General features: G+C 41.2%; 1 protein-coding gene. It reads right to left on the minus strand.

The annotated features are described in order from the left end of the window. Positions 1–1,223, minus strand: a 1,223-nt coding sequence (gene dnaG / locus PX636_RS06900; RefSeq protein WP_288116573.1) for a DNA primase, incomplete at its 3' end; no start/stop codon positions are given. Positions 1,224–1,450: the final 227 nt, after the last annotated feature.

The following is a 1,450-nucleotide window of genomic DNA, read 5'->3' on the forward strand; positions in this document are numbered from 1 at the left end:
CTCACCATACTATTGGCTACTTGTTGAAAATGTAGTCCCTGTTTTAAATCTTTATTAACCAACATTTGCGAGATTTGCCAATCAATCCAAAAAGGAGATTTTTCGATTAGTTCTCGATAACTATTCACCCCGTCAGCACGAGATTTAAGAAATTCATCGGCATCTTTACCATCGGGAAGATTGAGGATTTTTAGGTTAACTTGTCCTGAATAAACTAGGGAGTTAATTTCCTCGATCGCCCTTTGTGTCGCTTTAATTCCCGCTTGATCAGCATCAAAATTAAAGATTATTTGTTTATTTTCACTGTAGCGCAAAAGTAATTTAATTTGCTCTTGACTTAAAGCTGTTCCTAAACAGGCAACCACATTACTAATACCAGTAGCATGGAGAGCGATCGCATCAAAATAACCCTCGACAACTATCGCTAAATCTTGCTGAATAATTGCCTGTTTAGCTCGATCGAGAGCAAAGAGAGTTTTTCCCTTTTCAAATAGAGGAGTATCGGGAGAATTTAGATACTTTGGCTGCTCATTACCTAAAGTGCGACTACCAAAAGCGATCGCCCGTCCTTGACTATCAAAAATAGGAATCATTAAACGATCTCGAAATTGATCGTAATAACCACTACCATTTTGACGCGCTTTAATTAATCCCGCTTGTTCCACTAAAGCCACAGGATAGCGCTTTTGTTCCACTAAATAACGATAGAGAGTTTCCCAACCTTCCGGAGAATATCCCAGTTGAAAAGCTGCGATAGTTTCCGCGGTTAGTTGTCGTTGTACCTTGAGATAATCTAACGCTTTTTCCCCTTGGGGTTGACTAAGGGCGTGTTGATAAAAACTCACCGCCACGGCCATTATCTCGTATAATTGTTCCTTGAGGGATAATTGCTGTTCTAATTCCTGACGCTGTTCTACTGCCAGAGTTTTAATCGGGATTTGATACCTTCTAGCAAGCTCAAAAACCACCTCACTAAAAGATTGTTTTCCCACCTCCATCAAGAATTTAATCCCGTTTCCCCCCGCACCACAGCCAAAACAGTAATACATTTGTTTGGCAGGACTAACCGTAAAACTGGGGGATTTTTCCTCGTGAAAAGGACATAAACCGACGTATTCCCGTCCCCTTTTTTTGAGGACGACTCTCTCGGAAATTAAATCCACAATATCAATTCTTTGTTTAACTTCTTCGATCGTGTCCGGATGTAGTCTCGGTGTATCCATAATCAGTTATCAGTTATCAGTTATCAGTTATCAGGAGATTTGCTTTTATTTATTCTCCCCGTCTCCCCAATTCATCATTCATCATTCATAATTCATAATTCCCACTCCCCTCTCCTTCTCCCCCATCTCCCCACTGCGATGGCGGCATTTTGTCCTCCGAACCCGAAACTAAGAACGTAGGTTGGGTTGAAGCATGAAACCCAACACCCGCTCATGTTACGCTACCC

The organism is Microcystis sp. M53598_WE2, from assembly GCF_030067735.1.
Classification (GTDB): Bacteria; Cyanobacteriota; Cyanobacteriia; order Cyanobacteriales; family Microcystaceae; genus Microcystis; species Microcystis aeruginosa.